The organism is Kitasatospora sp. NPDC054768 (assembly GCF_053612025.1).
Genome location: NZ_JBSHBN010000018.1, coordinates 67,826 through 81,774, shown reverse-complemented (window position 1 = coordinate 81,774; position 13,949 = coordinate 67,826). Strand labels below are relative to the sequence as shown.

Genomic DNA, 13,949 nt, shown 5'->3' with positions numbered 1-13,949 from the left:
GCCGTGCGACCGGCCGGATCGTCGTGACCGTCCGGACGTTCAGGCCAGGACCTTCTCCTTGGCCTTCTGGTACTCCTCCTCGGAGATGGCGCCCTTCTCCTTCAGGTCCGCCAGTTTCGCCAGTTCGTCGGCGTGACTGCGGCCGGCGGCCTCGGGCCCGGACGTTGCCGCGTCCCGGACGTAGGCCTTGAAGGCGGCCTGGTTCTCCTGGGCCTGTTGGAGGTCGCGTTTGGTCATCGATTGCCCGCGGGCGATCAGGTACACCAGGACGCCGATCAGGGGCAGGATGATCACCAGGACCAGCCAGCCGGCCTTGCCCCAGCCGCTGAGGTCGTGGCTGCGGAAGATGTCCGTGATGATCTTGAAAAGCAGGAAGAACCAGAGGACCCAGAGGAAGAACTCCAGCATCGTCCAGAAGATGCTGAGCACCGGGTAGTCCACGGCCAGTGAAGTGGTGTCCATGGCTGAGTAATACCATCACAAAACGGACATCTTCACTTGATGTTCCGCCATTCAAGTGACCTTCCACAGCCGCGGGAACGGCCGTCGGGCGGGGCTCTCAGCCCAGGCCGGCCTGCCGGCGCAGTTCCACCGCCAGCGCGACCAGCTCGCCCCACCAGGCGTCGTGCCCGGTCAGCAGCAGCCGCTGGGCCTCCGCGGGCGGCACCGCGCGGACCTCGACCACCTGCTCGCCGTCCGTCGGGTTGGTCGGCGCGGAGTCCAGCGCCACCTCGCCCCAGCCCCACAGCCAGGCCTTCTCCGGGTGCGGCTGCCACGGCCGGTAGGGCGTCGGGTCCTCGGTGCGGCAGCGGTGCGCGCCCAGCCAGTGCGGCTCGCCGAGCAGCCGGGCGCCCGCCTCCTCGCCCAGCTCGCGGGCGAGGCAGGAGGCGATGCTCTCGTCCCGCTCCCGGGTGCCGCCGGGCAGGAACCAGTGGTCCCGGTCGTCCCGGCAGAGCACCACCCGACCGTCCGCGAAGCCGACCAGGTGGATGTTGGTGACCAGCGCGTCCGGCGGCAGCTCGGTGGAGAACTGCGCGTCGAACCGCCCCCAGCTCCAGTACTGCGGTGCGTGCAACGCCGGGAACCTCGCGGCGAGTTCGGCGGCTCTGGCGGAGGTGTCGGCGCGGTCCGTGGTGTCAGTCATTCGGCGATGGTAGTGCCGGCCGGGAAACGGCGGGGGGCGGTCGGATGGACGAGGGCAATGTCGGAGGTGGAGATGGCTCGCGGGCGGCGAGGGCGTGGCGCCTCGGCCGGTGCGCCGACCCAACTGCCCAGTGAGATCTCGGCGGTGATGCCCGGTCCGAAGCCCGCGATCAGTCCGGTGGTGCCCTCGGGCGCGCCGCCGTCGGCGAACAGCCGGGCCAGGGCGTCGAAGACCACGGCGCTGGCGATGTTGCCGCGCTCGGTGAGCGTCGCCCGGCTGTAGCGGAAGGTGGCCGGCTCCAGGTTGAGGTAGCGGCACAGGTCGTCGAGGATGCGCGGGCCGCCCGCGTGCACGATGTAGAAGCCGAGCCCGGAGACGTCCCAGCCGTGCTCCCCGGCCAGGGCGCGCAGCGCGGGCGCGAGCATCTCCATGGTGCCGGGCACCCGCTTGTCCAGCTGGAAGTGGAAGCCGGTGTCCTTGACCCCGTACGAGATCCAGTCCTCGGTGTGCGGGACGAGGTGCGAGCCGTTGCGCTCGACCTGTACGCCGTACCCGCCGTTGTCGCGCATCACCACGGCGGCGACGGCGTCCCCGAACAGGCCGTTGGAGAGCAGCGAGCCGACGCCGAGGTCGGTCGGCTGGTAGCAGAGCGAGCAGAACTCGCAGGCGACGATCAGCACGTTGGCGCCCGGGTAGGCGCGGCAGAAGTCGTGCGCCCGGTTGACGGCGGCGCCGCCGGCCGCGCAGCCGAGCTGGGCGATCGGCACCTGGCGGGTGTCGGCGCGGAAGCCCATGGTGTTGATCAGCCAGGCGGTCATCGACGGCATCATGAAGCCGGTGCAGGACACGTAGACGATCAGGTCGATGTCCCGGGCGGTCAACTCGCCGTGGGCGAGGGCGCGTTCGACCACTTCGGGGACGCGTCGCTTGGCCTCGCGCTCGTACACCTCGTTGCGGACGGTGAAGCCCGGGTGGGTGAGGGTCCGCTCGATCGGCTGGACCAGGTGCCGGGTGCGCACCCCGGTGTTCTCGATCAGCCGCAGCGCCAGGCCGAGCTGGGGGTGGCCGGCGTGCAGGGTGCGGGCCAGGTCGAGGGTCTCGTCGAGCGTGATGACGTGCTCGGGCACGCCGATCGCCGGGCGGCAGAGAGTTGCCATGGGTGGGTCTCCCCTGGGGGCCTGGTGGCAGGCCGGTGGATGCGTGGAGCGGTACGGGCGCCGCGCGGCCGCGGGTGACGGGCGGCGGCGGGCGGGCGGCGGCAGGTGGGGGAGTCGGCTACCAGGCCACCGGCAGGGTGCGCGGGAAGCGCCAGATCGAGCCGGAGTTCCAGTCGAGTTCGGCGGGGTCGACGGCCAGCCGCAGACCGGGGAAGCGCCGCAGCAGGGTGCCGATGGCGACCTGCAGTTCCATCAGGGCCAGGTGTGAGCCGGGGCAGCGGTGCTGGCCGTGCCCGAAGGTCATGTTGACGGGCCCGGCGTCGCGGTCGAGGTCCAGCTCGTCGGGGCGCTCGTAGGCCGCCGGGTCCCGGTTGGCGGTGAGGTAGGAGACGTGCACGGCCTCGCCGGCCCGGATCGGCACGCCGCCCAGCTCGACGTCCTCGGTGGCGACCCGGGCGATGCCGACGCCCTGGCGGAACGGGACGAAGCGCAGCAGTTCCTCCAGGGCGCGCGGCAGCGTCTCCGGCCGGGCGCGCAGCTCGGCGAGCTGCTCGGGGTGGGTGAGCAGGGTGTAGGTGAGGTTGCCGAGCTGGTAGGTGCTGGTGTCGTGGCCGGTGACCAGCAGGACCATCGCCATGACGGTCAGCTCGTCCGGGTCCAGCAGTTCGTCGCCGTCGCGGGCGGTGGCGAGGGCGCTGATCAGGTCCTCGCCGGGGTGGGCCCGGCGTTCGGCGGTCAGCTCGGCGAAGTAGCCGCGCAGGGCGGTCTTGGCGGCCTCCTGGCCGTCCCGGCTGCCCGGGCCCATCCGCATCATCGCCACGGCGTGGCCGCGCAGTTCGGCGCGGTCGGCCGCGGGGACGTCCAGCAGCTCGCAGATGGTGGCGAGCGGGAGACGGTCGGCGAGGAAGCGCATCAGGTCGGCGGGGGCGCCGTGCTCGGTCATCTCGTCGAGGTAGCCGTCGACGGTCCGCTGGGTGGCCGGGCGCATCCGCTCGACCTGGCGGGTGGTGAAGCCCTGGGCGACCAGCCGGCGCAGCCGGTTGTGGGCGGGCGGGTCCATCAGGTTGATCGCCTCGGCCTGGGCGATCGGGGCGGGCGTCATCCGGGGCAGGTCGCGGCCGATGCCCGCGGCGCGGCTGAACCGGCGGTCGGTGGTGACGACCCTGACGTCCTCGTAGCGGGTGGCCAGCCAGGCCTCGCCCTCGCCGTGCGGCAGCCGGATCCTGGCGACCGGGTCCTCGGTGAGCAGTCGCTTCAGGAGGGGGTCGAACTCCAGGCCGTCGGTGTGGTGGAAGGGGCAGTCCCACACGGGGGGGTTGGTGGTCACGGGCCGGTCCAAGTGTTGTCGTCGTGCCGGGGGGTGGCGCCCGAGGTGTGTCGGTCCGGCTCGGGCGTGGACATGCAGATGGTGCCCCATGAATTGGCAAAAAGGGGAATTCGGTGAAGAGTTAACTCCAACGAGTGAGATTCGGATGATAGTCACGCGAATCGGCGCGGATGGGCGGCGAGTTGACGGTCAGCCGCCACCCGGCGCGACCAGCCCGGTCTCGTAGGCGAGCACCACCGCCTGCGCCCGGTCGCGCAGGTTCAGCTTGGCGAAGATCCTGGCCACATGGGTCTTCACCGTCGACTCGCTGAGCGTCAGTTCGCGCGCCAGTTCCGTGTTGGACAGCCCGCGCCCGAGCAGCGTGAGCACCTCCGCCTCGCGCGGGGTCAGCGGGGCGAGGTCGCGGTGCAGCGCCGGGCCCTCGGAGCCCGGGGCCGGGCGCGGCGCGCCGGCCGCGAAGCGCTCGACCAGGCGCCGGGTGATCGAGGGGGCGAGCAGCGCGTCCCCGGTGTCCACCAGCCGTACGGCGGCGGCGAGGTGGGCCGAGGTGACGTCCTTGAGCAGGAAGCCGCTGGCCCCGGCGGACAGCGCGGCGTAGACGTAGTGGTCCAGGTCGAAGGTGGTCAGCATGATCACCCGGCAGCCGGGCACCCGGGCCAGGATGCGCCGGGCGGCCTCCAGGCCGTCCGTGCCGGGCATCCGGATGTCCAGCAGCGCGACGTCCGGGCGGTGCAGCACGGCGGCGGCCACCGCCTCGTCGCCGTCGGAGGCCTCGGCGACCACGTCGATGCCGCGCGCGGTGAGGATCATCCGGAAGCCGGTGCGGACCAGCTCCTGGTCGTCGGCGATCACCACCCGCGGACGGCGCTCCGGCGGCTGCTCCGGGTCCGTGCGGCCCCCCGTCACGGCCGGTCCAGCGGGATCCGGGCGCGGACCCGGAAGCCGCCGCCGATCCGGCGCCGGGCGTCCAGGTCGCCGCCGTACACCGCGACCCGCTCGCGCAGGCCGAGCAGCCCGCGCCCGGCGCCGTCCGGCCCCGGCCCGGCCGGCGCGGCGGGTGCCCCGGAGAGCACGCTCGGGCCGCTGTTGAGCACCTCCACCCGCAGGTAGTGGTCCGCGTAGCGCACCGTCACCTCCGCCGTCACCCCGTCCCCGTGCTTGAGCGCATTGGTCAGTGCCTCCTGGACGATCCGGTACGCCGTCACGTCGATGCCGCCGGGCAGCGGCCGCGGCTCGCCGGAGATCCGCACCTCGACCGGCAGCCCGGCGAAGGCGAACCGGTCGATCAGCGGGCTCAGCCGGCTCAGGCTGGGCTGCGGCGCGAAGCCGTCCGCGGCCGGCTCCTCGCCGCCGTCCGCGGCGGGGGCGAGCAGGCCGAGCAGGTGCCGCAGTTCGGTCATCGCGTCCCGCCCGGCCGCCTCGACCGCGGCCATCGCCGCAGCGGCCTCCTCCGGCATGGTGGTCAGCACCTCGCGCGCAGCCCCGGCCTGCACCACCATCAGGCTCACGTTGTGGCTCACGATGTCGTGCAACTCGGCGGCGATCCGCGCCCGTTCGGCGTCCACGGCGGTCCGGGCGGCACTCTCCCGCTCCCGTTCCAGCAGCCAGCCGCGCTCGCCGACGGCCGCCCGGTGCAGCCGCCGCGCCCGGGCGAGCGCCACGGCCAGCCAGCAGGCCGCCGCGGCCGCCGCTCCGGCCGTCGCGACGGCCGCCCACTCCCACCCCGATCCCCACACGGCACCAGCCTCCCAGGTCACGGCATGATCCACATCATCCGGGGGTGCCGCCCCCGTACATCCCGGGTACTACGGCCGCCCGCGGTTACACCCGGGGTGGGACGTGCCGGCGACGGCCCCGCGCCTACGGTCGTCCACCATGAGCAACGACCACGACGGGACCTCCCGGCCGGGCGACGCGCAGGTTGTCGTCGAGCTGTCCGGGGTCCACAAGGAGTTCGGCGACGCCAAGGCGCTCGACGGCGTCGACCTGCGGATCCGCGCGGGCGAGGCGGTCGCCGTGATGGGCCCCTCGGGGTGCGGCAAGTCCACCCTGCTGAACATGGTGGCCGGACTCGACCGGCCCACCGCCGGCACCGTCCGGGTGCAGGGCCAGGACCTCGGAGGGCTGAACGAGAACGGACTGGCCCTCTTCCGCCGCCGCCACGTCGGCATGATCTTCCAGTTCTTCAACCTGATCGACGACCTCCCCGCCCTCGACAACGTCGCCCTGGCCGCCCAGCTGACCGGCACCAACGCCCGCCAGGCCCGCCGCCGGGCACTGGAGCTGCTGGACGAACTCGGCGTCGCCCACCGCAAGGACGTCTACCCCGCGACGCTCAGCGGCGGCGAGCGCCAGCGGGTCGCGGTGGCCCGCGCCCTGATGAACCGCCCGGCCCTGCTGCTCGCCGACGAGCCCACCGGCGCGCTGGACAGCCGCTCGGGCGAGCAGGTGATGGACCTCCTGATCGACCTCAACCAGATCGGGCAGACCCTGCTGATCGTCACCCACGACCCCGACCTGGCCACCCGCTGCGCCAGCCGGCTGGTCGAGATGGCGGACGGGCGCGTGGCGAACGAGCGGATGCTGGAGGCGTCCGCATGAGCGGAGCGGTGTGGCGGGCCTCGCGGGCGGCCGTGAAGCGCCGCCGGGTGCAGACCGTCGTGATCGGCCTCGTCGTCTTCTGCGCCACCACGACGGTGCTGCTCGCCCTGGCGGTGATCAGTGCCGCCCGGGCGCCCTTCGAGGCGGCCTTCGACGGGCAGCACGGCGCCCACGTCGTGGCGTCCTTCGAGCCGGCCAAGGCCTCGGCGGAGCAACTGGCCGCCACCGCCCACCGGCCCGGCGTCGAGGCGGCCGCCGGGCCGTTCGACCAGGTGACGGTGGAGATCCCCACCGACTGGGTCGGCAGCCCGCCCGGACCACTGACCCTGGTCGGCCGGGCCGACCGGGCCGGGCCGGTGGACCGGGTCGAGCTGCTGTCCGGCCGCTGGGCCACCGCACCCGGCGAGGTGGTCCTCAACTCGCTGTTCGGAGGCGCGGCGGAGCAGCTCCTGAACTCCCGGCTCCCCATCGGCGGCGGCCGGTACCTCACCATCGTCGGCTTCGTCAACAGCATGAGCCAGAGCGCCGGCGGCTGGGTCACCCCCGAGCAGGCCGCCGCCCTGCACCCCACCGGTCGGCAGATGCTCTACCGCTTCACCGACGCCGCGAGTGAGCAGCGGCTCACCTCCGCCATGGACTCCGCCACCGAGGGCCTGCCGAAGGACGCGATCATCAGCGCCCAGTCGTACCTGGTGCTCAAGGGCGCCTTCTCGGCGGGGGCCGACGCCTACCTGCCGTTGATGACGGTCTTCGGCGTGCTCGGACTGGTCGTCTCGGCGCTGATCGTCGGCAACGTGGTGAGCGGCGCGGTCGTCTCCGGCTACCGGCACATCGGCGTGCTGAAGTCGATCGGCTTCACCCCGCGCCAGGTGGTGACCGTCTACCTCACCATGGTCTCGGTGCCCGCGGTCGCCGGCACCGTCCTCGGTACGGCGGCCGGCTGGGTGGCGTCGTACCCGATCCTCAAGTCCGCGTTCTCCGGCATCGTCACCGGCACCGCCGTGATCGAGCCCGCCGGCTGGCTGCCGCTCGCCACCCTGGTCAGCGTCCCGCTGCTGGTCGTCCTCGCCGCGCTGCTCCCGGCCTCGCGCGCCCATCGGCTCCCCGCCGCCCAGGCCATCTCGGCCGGCAGTTCCCCGCGCAACGGCCGCGGCCTGAAGGTCCAGCGCTGGCTGAGCGGCACCCGGCTGCCGCGCGCCGTCAGCCTCGGCCTCGGCCAGCCCTTCGCCCGCCCCGCCCGTACCGCGCTGACCATGTCGGCGATCGTGCTCGGCGTGGTCACCGTGACGATGACGGCAGGTCTGAGCAGCACCCTGACCAGATTGGTGGACCACACCGACGGCCACACCCATGTCAACGTCCAGACCGCCCACTTCTCGGGCAACAGGACCGAGCCCAGGCTCACCCCGGCCCAGACCGAGGCCATGCTGCACGCCACCCCCGGTGCCGAGCGGGTCAGCACGCGCGGGCTGGTCCAGGTCGGGCTGGTCGGCTACGCCCAGCCCGCGTTCGCCGACTTCTACGGCGGCGACGACAACGCCAACGCCAAGTGGCTCTCGGTGGTGAACGGCCGCCCGGCGACCGGCCCGAACGAGATCGAGGCCGGCCCGTCCTTCCTCAAGCAGCACGGGCTCAAGCTCGGCGACAAGGTCACCCTGGACCTGGACGGGCGGCGGGTGGCCGTCACCCTCGTCGGCGAGGAGGCCGAGGGCAACCCCCGGGCGTTCGCCTCCAACGACGCCACCAGGGCCGCCCTCACCGACGACCCGCACGTGGTCGAGTACGACGTGACGCTCGCCAAGGGCGCCGACGCCGAGGCGTACCGCAAGGCGGTGTCGGACGCCGACCCGAGCCTCTCGGCCTCGGTCTTCGACCCCGACCTGGCCGGGCCGATCGCCGCCGTCATCGCCTTCACCACGATCTTCACGGTGCTGCTGTCGGTCGTTGCCGCGCTGGGCGTCTTCAACACCCTGCTGCTCACCATCCGTGAGCGCCGCCGGGACCTCGGCATGCTCAAGTCGATCGGGATGACGCCACGGCAGGTGGTGGCGATGACGGTCACCTCGGTGGCCTGGCAGGGCGTGGTCAGCGGGATCATCGGTATCCCGGTCGGGGTGGTGGCGCACCGGCTGATCGTCGAGAACGTCGGGACGATCGTGTTCGCGCAGGACACGCTCGACGTCTGGAACGTCCCGCTGTTGAGCGGCCTCGCCCTCGCCGGCGTCGCGATCGCCGTCCTCGGCGCGCTCGTCCCGGCGCGCTCGGCGGCCCGGCTGCCGATCGCCGAGGTGCTGCACAACGAGTGAGCCCGCGGCGGTGCCCGGGGCGGAGGGTCGGTCGGGACTTCCGGCCGACCCTCCGCGTTGTCCGAGCTTGCGGAATCCCGCGCCGCGTGTGTCATACCGGCTGACGCATGCTCAATCACCGCTGTGAGGAGGCCTATCATCGCGCCATGGCCACCGCTGAGCTGATCCGCATCGTCTCCCGCTCCTCGCCCATGGCGCTCGCCCAGGTCGAGCGGGTCCGCACCGAACTCGCCGCCCTGCAGCCGGGCCTGCGCACCGAGGTGGTGCCCGTCACCACCTCGGGCGACCGCTGGACGGGTGATCTCGCCCAACTCGGCGGCAAGGGCGCCTTCACCAAGGAGGTCGACGCCGCGCTGCTCGCCGGGGAGGCCGACGTCGCCGTGCACTGCCTCAAGGACGTGCCCGCCGACCGGCCGCTGCCGGCCGGCACCGTCTTCGCCGCCTACCTGCGCCGCGACGACATCCGCGACGCCCTCGTCCACCCCGGCGGCCTGCCGCTGGCCGCCCTCCCGCCGGGCACCCGGATCGGCACCTCCTCCGTCCGCCGGGTCGCCCAGCTCGCCGCCTCCCACCCCCACCTGGAGTGCGTCCCGATCCGCGGCAACGCCAACAGCCGGCTCGCCAAGCTGGACGCCGGGGACGTCGACGCACTGCTGCTCGCCGTCTCCGGCCTGGAGCGGATCGGCCGTACGGAGCGGATCACCGAGGTGCTCGGCATCGAGGCGATGTGCCCGCCGATCGGCGCCGGCATCCTCGTCCTGCAGTGCCGCGAGGGCGACACCGCGACCATCGAGGCGGTCACCGGCCTCGGCCACCACGACACCTGGCGCGAGGCGGCGGCCGAGCGGATGTTCCTGCACGCGCTCCAGGGCCACTGCAACAGCCCGATCGCCGGCTACGCCCGGGCCGAGCGGGACGGCCGCCTCTCGCTGCGCGGCCGCGTCTTCACCCCGGACGGCAAGCGGGTGCTGGACGCCCACGAGTGGGCGGGCGCGCTCAGCCCGGAGGACCTCGGGACCTCGGTGGCGCTGGCGCTCAAGCGGCAGGGGGCGCAGGAGCTGATCTCCTCGATCCCGCACTGAGGCCCGGCGGGTGACGGTCCGGGGTCCGTTCTTCGGGGCACGCCCCGGGGCCGGGGCGTGAACGGCCGGTGGCACCGCGGTCGAGTTTTCCCCGTCGGAGCGAGAACCGGGCGGGTGCCCGGGGCGTCCGTCTGAGGCGTGATCAGTACGGTGCTCGGCGGGATGCCGATGTTCTGGCCCGGGCTGCTGCTCTCGCTGGTGCCCGCGGCGCTGCTGAACCGGCCGGTGGGGCGGTTGCTGCGGGCCCATTGGGTGGTGGGCTTCGTGCTGCTGCTCGGACTCGGCGGGGTGGTCGCGGCGACGCTGCTGCCGGAGGCGTTCCGGCTCTCGGAGGGCGCCGTCCGGCACTGCTCCGTGCTGGGCGCCCGGCCGCGGTCGCCGTACGAGCTGCTGCACGTGCGGCACATCGAGCTGAAGCTGGCGGCCTTCGCCCCGGTCGGCTTCGCGGCGGCGCTGGCGGGGACGCGGCGGCGGGCGGTGGTGGCGCTGCTGGGCGCGGCGGCGCTGCCGTTCGCGGTGGTGGCGGTGCGGTACGCGGTGCCGGCGATCGGGCGGGCCTGCGATGTGCAGGACGTCTGGGACGGGGTGCAGGGGGTCGCCCTGGGGGCGGCGCTGGGGCTGGTGGCGGGGCCGCTGGTGCGGGCGGTGCGGGAGCGGTCGCGCACCGCCTGAGCTACTGGTCGAGGAGCGGGAAGAGCCGGGCGACGGCGGCGACCGGGCGGGCCCCGGTGGGCCGGGTGGCCGGGTCGGTGTCGCGGCCCCGGTAGCGGGCCAGCACCCGGCGGAACTCCTCGGCGACGGCGGCCAGTTCGGCGGGGGTCAGATGGACGACGGCGCTGAACGCCTCGTCCTGCTGCCACTCGGCCGGGGCCTCGGCGCGTCGGGCGAGCCAGTGCCGGTGGCTCTCGTCCTCCAGGCCGCGCGCCAGTTCGCCGAACCCGCCGTCCGTCTCCGCCCGTCGGGCTGTCGGCAGCCGCCACGGCCGGGCCCGTCCGTCGGTGGCCGGGGCCTCCTCGATCAGCCCGTACCGGGCCAGCTGCCGCAGGTGGAACGAGCAGAGGCCCGAGCTGAGGCCGAGCCGGGCGGCGGCCTCGGTGGAGGTGACGGTGCCGTGCTCGGCGAGCAGTTCCAGCAGCGCGGTGCGGACGGCGTGCTCGGGGAGGGAGCCGGTTCTGACGAGGTCTTCGGTCACTTTGCAAAGTCTGCTACTTTGCAAAGCTGACAGCAAGTCCATCGAGGGAGTGCCTGTGTCCGAGTTGCGCGACCGTCCGACCGTCCTGCGGATCACCGAGGTGGGGGAGGAGATCCTGCGCCGCACCTGCCGCCCGGCCACCGAGGAGGACTTCGGCAGCGAGCGCCTCGCCCGGCTGATCGACGACATGTTCGTCACCATGCACGTCGCCGACGGCTGCGGCCTCGCCGCCAACCAAGTGGACGTGGACCTGCGCCTGTTCGTCTACGACTGCCCCGACGACGACGGCGTCCGGCACACCGGCCACATCCTCAACCCGGTGATCGAGGAGCAGGAACCCGGGCGCGCGCTCATCGAGGAGACCGAGGGCTGCCTCTCCGTCCCCGGCGCCAACACCGGGCTCGCCCGCCCGGCCCGGACCGTGGTGCGCGGCGTCAACCAGCACGGCGAGCCCGTCACCATCGATGGCACCGGCTACTTCGCCCGCTGCCTCCAGCACGAGACCGACCACCTGAACGGCGGGCTCTACATCGACCGGCTCTCCGCCCGCGACCGCAAGCGGATGATGAAGCAGACCGCCGACCGCCGGGAGAAGGTCTTCGCCGAGCGCGCCACCAGGGCCGCCAAGGCCGAGCGTTGACCGACCCCGCGCACCTCGCCGCCGTCCGGGAGTCCTACGACACCGTCGCCGCCGACTACCTCCGCCTCGTCGTCCCGCCGGAGGGCATGGACCCGGTGTCCCGGGCGATGCTCGCCGCCTTCGCGGAGCTGGTACGGGAATCGGGCGGCGGCGAGGTCGCGGACCTCGGCTGCGGACCGGGGCGGGTGACGGCGTACCTGAGCGGCCTGGGGCTGTCGGCCTTCGGGGTGGACGTGTCCGGCGGGATGATCGCGCTCGCCCGCCGCACCCACCCCCGACTGCGCTTCCTGCACGGCTCGATGGCCGCACTCGATCTGCCCGACGGCTCCCTCGGCGGCATCCTCGCCTGGTACTCGGTCCACCACACCCCGGTGGAGCAACTCCCGCAGCTCTTCGCCGAGTTCGCCCGAGTCCTCGCGCCCGGCGGCCACCTCCTCCTCGGCGGCCACGTCGGCGAGGCCCAACTGCTGCGCCCGGCCCGGGCGTACGGCCACCCGGTGTCGTACGTCTCACACCTCGTCCCGGCCGGACAGCTCGTCGAACTCCTCGAACAGGCCGGTTTCACCGTCACGGCCCGCCTCGAACAGCCGAACCCACAGAGGGCCGACCGCTCGTACGTCTGCCTGCTGGCCGAGACCCGTACAGAGTGAATCTGTCGGGTGGTGGGGTCAGGCGGCCTCGGTGGTGGCGGCGAAGGCGACGAACGCCTGCCAGGCGGTGGGGGAGAAGCTGAGCCGAGGGCCGCTCTTGTCCTTGGAGTCACGCACGTGGACGGTGCCGGGGGTCCCGGCGACCTCGACGCAGTTGGCGTCCTCGTTGGTGCTGTAGCTGCTCTTGAACCACGCCAGCTCGGCCATGCCTACCGCTCTCCCAGAATCGCTTCGATCAAGGCCAGGGACTCCCTCAGCCCCAGGGCCTGGGCCCGGATACTGCTGTACCGTGCGGCCATATTACGGACTTCCGCCGGATCCGTGATCAGACGGTTCACATGCTGCGCCGCGGCGTAGCCGATCTGCGGCCGGTTGGGCGGGGTCAGCAGCGAGAACGAACCGCCCATGCCCGCATGGCTCATCCGGTCGAGCGGCATGACCTGGAGTTCGGGGCCCCGCATCTGTCCCACCTTGAGCAGGTGTTGGAGCTGTTCCTTGTGCACGTCCCAGCCGCCCAGGGGGCGTCGCAGCACGCTCTCGTCGATCACCCACGTCACCACCGGCAGGGGCCAGCGGGTCAGGATCTCCTGCCGGGCCAAACGCGCCACCACCCACTCGTCGATCTGCTCGGGCGAGAGGATCGGCCGACGCATCTCGTACAAGGCGCGGATGTACGCCTCGGTCTGGAGCAGTCCCGGGACTACCATCGTGTCGTAGTTGTGGATCTCGATGGCCCGGGCCTCCTCCGAGGTGAAGGCCTTGGAGTAGGCCGGATGGCGCTCACTCACCCGGATCTTGGCCTTCATCACGTCCTCCGCGACGGCCATCAGGGCGCCACCGGCGTTGATGAGCGGATCCACCGTCGTCAGGAACTCGATCCTCGCCGTCCGGACCCCGCGCTCCATCGCGCCGATCTGGTCCTCGCTGTAGCCCGTCAGGGTCGCCAACTGCTTCTGCGTGATGCCGGCCTTCTCGCGGAAGTGCTTGATCAGCTTGCCCACCGCGCTGTAGAACTCCGCGACCCCGTCCGAGTTCTCCGCCGTCTCACCGTCATCGAACACCGTGCGTTCGACGCCAGCCATGCGTACCACCCGCCCTTGCGACCGATTGATCCGAGCCGACCGACGAGTCGGCCCTCCGTGTCCGCACAGGCACTCTCCGTGCCCGCCGGGCTTCTGGCCAGGGTACTTCCGTCCCGTCACGCTTAACTCCCATGACGACCGAAATCCCCCTCGACAACCCCCGGTCCCGTACCGCCGTCCTCACCGCCTCCCCCAAGGGCGCTGCCATCTGCCGTCGCCTGGCGAGGCGTCAACTCTCGGACTGGGGGCTGAACTCCACGCACGCCGAGCCGTTCCACTGCGCGCTGCTGATCGTCGCCGAGCTGGCCGCGAACGCGATCACGCACGGGCGCCTTGCGGGGCGCGGGTTCGAGGTGCACCTCTCGCTCACCACCTCCGTGCGCCGGGGCACCACCCTGCGCATCGAGATCAGCGACCCCCGGGGGGACAGGCTCCCCGTCCTCCCCGCCGTCCACACCCCGAACGCCCAGACCGGCCGCGGCCTCACCCTCGTCGACGCCCTCTGCGACCGTTGGGGCACCATCCCCCGCCACCCCAACTCCAAGACCGTCTGGGCCGAACTCGACCTCGCCGAGGCCACCGACGCCACCGACGCCCCCGACGCCCCCGACGCCCTCTGAACCCCGCGATACCCCACCGGTCCTCCGAGCCACCCGGAGTGGGGGGGGGGGGCCGGCCGCGTGCCCCAACCACAGTGGGCGGCCCGGGGGCCGGCCCGGGCCGGGGTGATGGTTGTGACCCCGCCCCCCCCCCCGGGCACAGGGTGGG

Annotated in this window: 16 protein-coding genes; 7 read left to right on the top strand and 9 right to left on the bottom strand. The window is 73.0% G+C overall.

The features are described from left to right. Window positions 1-39: 39 nt before the first annotated feature. The 6 genes from ACWGKU_RS08295 to ACWGKU_RS08270 all read right to left on the bottom strand — a co-directional run bounded on the left by ACWGKU_RS08295 (window position 40) and on the right by ACWGKU_RS08270 (window position 5,385). The gene (locus ACWGKU_RS08295) at window positions 40-462 is read right to left on the bottom strand and encodes an SHOCT domain-containing protein (protein WP_401046789.1); all 423 of its coding nucleotides are present in this window, start codon (window positions 460-462) and stop codon (window positions 40-42) included. 97 nt (window positions 463-559) lie between these two features. After that, window positions 560-1,144: an NUDIX hydrolase gene (locus ACWGKU_RS08290; RefSeq protein WP_452177239.1), complete on the bottom strand. Its 585-nt coding sequence runs from the start codon at window positions 1,142-1,144 to the stop codon at window positions 560-562. Beyond that, window positions 1,141-2,301 carry a type III polyketide synthase gene (locus ACWGKU_RS08285; protein ID WP_401046794.1) on the bottom strand — a complete coding sequence of 387 codons (1,161 nt, stop codon included), beginning with the start codon at window positions 2,299-2,301 and terminating at the stop codon, window positions 1,141-1,143. Before ACWGKU_RS08285 ends, ACWGKU_RS08290 begins: the two co-directional genes overlap by 4 nt. Window positions 2,302-2,419: 118 nt before the next feature. Then, window positions 2,420-3,628, bottom strand: coding sequence for a cytochrome P450 (locus tag ACWGKU_RS08280; RefSeq protein WP_401046797.1), 1,209 nt, complete (start codon window positions 3,626-3,628; stop codon window positions 2,420-2,422). Between the two features lie 189 nt (window positions 3,629-3,817). Then, a complete protein-coding gene (locus ACWGKU_RS08275; protein ID WP_359915336.1) occupies window positions 3,818-4,534 on the bottom strand; it encodes a response regulator transcription factor in 717 nt (238 codons plus the stop codon). Continuing rightward, complete coding sequence (locus ACWGKU_RS08270) at window positions 4,531-5,385, bottom strand: sensor histidine kinase (RefSeq protein ID WP_387730410.1); 855 nt, start codon at window positions 5,383-5,385, stop codon at window positions 4,531-4,533. The genes ACWGKU_RS08275 and ACWGKU_RS08270 overlap by 4 nt, the downstream gene beginning before the upstream one ends. 118 nt (window positions 5,386-5,503) lie before the next feature. Here ACWGKU_RS08270 and ACWGKU_RS08265 point away from each other — a divergent pair, with 118 nt between their 5' ends. The 4 genes from ACWGKU_RS08265 to ACWGKU_RS08250 all read left to right on the top strand — a co-directional run bounded on the left by ACWGKU_RS08265 (window position 5,504) and on the right by ACWGKU_RS08250 (window position 10,289). Then, entirely contained in the window at window positions 5,504-6,229 is a 726-nt protein-coding gene (locus ACWGKU_RS08265) for an ABC transporter ATP-binding protein (RefSeq protein ID WP_401049061.1), read from the top strand. Next, entirely contained in the window at window positions 6,226-8,535 is a 2,310-nt protein-coding gene (locus ACWGKU_RS08260; RefSeq protein WP_452177238.1) for an ABC transporter permease, read from the top strand. The genes ACWGKU_RS08265 and ACWGKU_RS08260 overlap by 4 nt, the downstream gene beginning before the upstream one ends. Before the next feature lie 146 nt (window positions 8,536-8,681). Further along, entirely contained in the window at window positions 8,682-9,617 is a 936-nt protein-coding gene (gene hemC / locus ACWGKU_RS08255) for a hydroxymethylbilane synthase (RefSeq protein ID WP_401049064.1), read from the top strand. A gap of 138 nt (window positions 9,618-9,755) precedes the next feature. Beyond that, window positions 9,756-10,289: a hypothetical protein gene (locus ACWGKU_RS08250; protein WP_401049066.1), complete on the top strand. Its 534-nt coding sequence runs from the start codon at window positions 9,756-9,758 to the stop codon at window positions 10,287-10,289. A 1-nt stretch (window position 10,290) separates the two neighbouring features. Here the strand turns inward: ACWGKU_RS08250 and ACWGKU_RS08245 are convergent, their stop codons facing one another. Next, entirely contained in the window at window positions 10,291-10,809 is a 519-nt protein-coding gene (locus tag ACWGKU_RS08245) for a helix-turn-helix domain-containing protein (RefSeq protein WP_452177237.1), read from the bottom strand. Between the two features lie 49 nt (window positions 10,810-10,858). Here ACWGKU_RS08245 and def point away from each other — a divergent pair, with 49 nt between their 5' ends. Together def and ACWGKU_RS08235 are read left to right on the top strand one after the other, a co-directional pair. Continuing rightward, window positions 10,859-11,449 carry a peptide deformylase gene (gene def / locus ACWGKU_RS08240; protein ID WP_452177236.1) on the top strand — a complete coding sequence of 197 codons (591 nt, stop codon included), beginning with the start codon at window positions 10,859-10,861 and terminating at the stop codon, window positions 11,447-11,449. Next, window positions 11,446-12,099 (top strand): class I SAM-dependent methyltransferase, encoded by a 654-nt coding sequence (locus ACWGKU_RS08235; RefSeq protein ID WP_452177235.1) that lies wholly within the window; start codon window positions 11,446-11,448, stop codon window positions 12,097-12,099. Before def ends, ACWGKU_RS08235 begins: the two co-directional genes overlap by 4 nt. An 18-nt stretch (window positions 12,100-12,117) precedes the next feature. Here ACWGKU_RS08235 and ACWGKU_RS08230 read toward each other — a convergent pair whose 3' ends face one another. Both ACWGKU_RS08230 and ACWGKU_RS08225 read right to left on the bottom strand, forming a co-directional pair. Beyond that, the gene (locus ACWGKU_RS08230; RefSeq protein WP_401049073.1) at window positions 12,118-12,306 is read right to left on the bottom strand and encodes a DUF397 domain-containing protein; all 189 of its coding nucleotides are present in this window, start codon (window positions 12,304-12,306) and stop codon (window positions 12,118-12,120) included. 2 nt (window positions 12,307-12,308) lie between these two features. Further along, a complete protein-coding gene (locus ACWGKU_RS08225) occupies window positions 12,309-13,181 on the bottom strand; it encodes a helix-turn-helix domain-containing protein (RefSeq protein ID WP_452177234.1) in 873 nt (290 codons plus the stop codon). A gap of 131 nt (window positions 13,182-13,312) precedes the next feature. Here ACWGKU_RS08225 and ACWGKU_RS08220 point away from each other — a divergent pair, with 131 nt between their 5' ends. Then, window positions 13,313-13,801 (top strand): ATP-binding protein, encoded by a 489-nt coding sequence (locus tag ACWGKU_RS08220; RefSeq protein ID WP_452177233.1) that lies wholly within the window; start codon window positions 13,313-13,315, stop codon window positions 13,799-13,801. Window positions 13,802-13,949: the final 148 nt, after the last annotated feature.

Bases quoted from the DNA above. Each gene is read 5' to 3' on its own strand.
- ACWGKU_RS08290 (WP_452177239.1), bottom strand. From the start codon at position 1,144: ATGACTGACACCACGGACCGCGCCGACACCTCCGCCAGAGCCGCCGAA.
- ACWGKU_RS08225 (WP_452177234.1), bottom strand. From the start codon at position 13,181: ATGGCTGGCGTCGAACGCACGGTGTTCGATGACGGTGAGACGGCGGAG.
- ACWGKU_RS08295 (WP_401046789.1), bottom strand. From the start codon at position 462: ATGGACACCACTTCACTGGCCGTGGACTACCCGGTGCTCAGCATCTTC.
- ACWGKU_RS08265 (WP_401049061.1), top strand. From the start codon at position 5,504: ATGAGCAACGACCACGACGGGACCTCCCGGCCGGGCGACGCGCAGGTT.
- ACWGKU_RS08230 (WP_401049073.1), bottom strand. From the start codon at position 12,306: ATGGCCGAGCTGGCGTGGTTCAAGAGCAGCTACAGCACCAACGAGGAC.
- ACWGKU_RS08220 (WP_452177233.1), top strand. From the start codon at position 13,313: ATGACGACCGAAATCCCCCTCGACAACCCCCGGTCCCGTACCGCCGTC.
- ACWGKU_RS08260 (WP_452177238.1), top strand. From the start codon at position 6,226: ATGAGCGGAGCGGTGTGGCGGGCCTCGCGGGCGGCCGTGAAGCGCCGC.
- ACWGKU_RS08285 (WP_401046794.1), bottom strand. From the start codon at position 2,301: ATGGCAACTCTCTGCCGCCCGGCGATCGGCGTGCCCGAGCACGTCATC.
- hemC (WP_401049064.1), top strand. From the start codon at position 8,682: ATGGCCACCGCTGAGCTGATCCGCATCGTCTCCCGCTCCTCGCCCATG.